The sequence below is a fragment of the Sphingobium sp. BHU LFT2 genome (assembly GCF_018604485.1).
Classification (GTDB): domain Bacteria; phylum Pseudomonadota; class Alphaproteobacteria; order Sphingomonadales; family Sphingomonadaceae; genus Sphingobium; species Sphingobium yanoikuyae_A.
In genome coordinates, this window is record NZ_JAFCGW010000062.1 from 1 (window position 1) to 1,491 (window position 1,491).

General features: G+C 64.3%; 2 protein-coding genes. Both read right to left on the reverse strand.

What is annotated here, in order from left to right; all coding sequences use genetic code 11:
• Positions 1–809: GTP-binding protein (locus tag JQK15_RS26410; protein WP_214869607.1), on the reverse strand; the 809-nt coding region annotated here is incomplete at its 3' end.
• Between the two features lie 124 nt (positions 810–933).
• On the reverse strand, positions 934–1,491 hold a 558-nt coding region (cysD, locus tag JQK15_RS26415), incomplete at its 5' end, for a sulfate adenylyltransferase subunit CysD (RefSeq protein WP_214869610.1).

Genomic DNA, 1,491 nt, shown 5'->3' on the forward strand with positions numbered 1-1,491 from the left:
CCGGCAAAGCCGCGAAAGTCGAGGTTCGGGCGATTGACCCACTGGACCGGCATGCGGAAGGGCTTGGCCGCCGCAGTGGTGGCATCGACCTCGACGCTTTCGAGATGCGCCATGAGCGTGGGCCCCTGATACCAGGGGGTATTCTCGGACCGGGCGGTGATATTGTCGCCCTTGAAGCCGGAGATGGGGATGGGCGTGAAGGCGCTGATGCCGATGCTCTGCGCGAACGCGGCATAATCGGCGACGATCTTGTCGAACACCGCCTGGTCGTATCCGACCAGGTCCATCTTGTTGACGGCCAGCACGATGTTGCGGATGCCGATCAGGTGGGCGAGGTAGCTATGGCGCCGCGTCTGGGTCAATATGCCCTTGCGCGCGTCGATCAGGATGACGGCCAGGTCGGCGGTGGACGCGCCGGTGACCATGTTGCGGGTATATTGTTCATGGCCGGGCGTATCGGCGACGATGAACTTGCGCTTCTCGGTGGCGAAGAAGCGATAGGCGACGTCGATGGTGATGCCCTGTTCGCGCTCGGCGGCGAGGCCATCGACCAGCAGGGCGAAGTCGATCTCGCCGCCTTGCGTGCCGACGCGCTTGGAGTCGGCCTGCAGCGCTTCGAGCTGATCCTCGAAGATCATCTTCGAATCATAGAGCAGCCGCCCGATCAGGGTGGACTTGCCGTCATCGACGCTGCCGCAGGTGATGAAGCGCAGCATGGTCTTGTGCTGATGGACGTCGAGATAGGCGTCGATGTCCTGCGCGATGAGGGCATCGGTCTGGTAGATCGGGTCGGCGAGCGTGTCGGTCATTGGCTTTGTCCCGTCATCCCAGCGAAGGCTGGGATCTGGTTGATCTTGGGGAGAGGGATCGAGCGTGGCTGCCCAAGGCCTGAGACCCCGGCCTTCGCCGGGGCTGAGCCGGGCAGGGCCCGGCTCAGAAATACCCCTCCTGCTTCTTCTTCTCCATGCCGGCGCCGCCGGCATCCTTGTCGATGGCGCGTCCCTGGCGTTCGGATGTGGTGGTGAGCAGCATCTCCTGGATCACCTCCGACAGGGTGCTGGCCTCGCTCTCGACCGCGCCGGTGAGCGGATAGCAGCCCAGCGTGCGGAAGCGGATCGATCGCTCGACCGGCACTTCGCCCGGTTCAAGCGGGAAGCGGTCATCATCGACCATCAGCAGCATGCCGTCGCGCTCGACGGTGGGGCGGGGGGCGGCGAAATAGAGCGGCACGATCTCGATGCCCTCGAGCTGGATATATTGCCAGATGTCGAGCTCGGTCCAGTTGCTGATCGGGAAGACGCGGATGCTCTCGCCCTTGGCCTTCCTGGCATTGTAGAGGTTCCACAGTTCGGGCCGCTGGTTCTTGGGATCCCAGCCGTGCGACGCGGTGCGGAAGGAGAAGATGCGCTCCTTGGCGCGGCTCTTCTCCTCGTCGCGGCGCGCGCCGCCGAAGGCTGCGTCGAAGCCGAACTTGTCGAGCGCCTGCTTCAA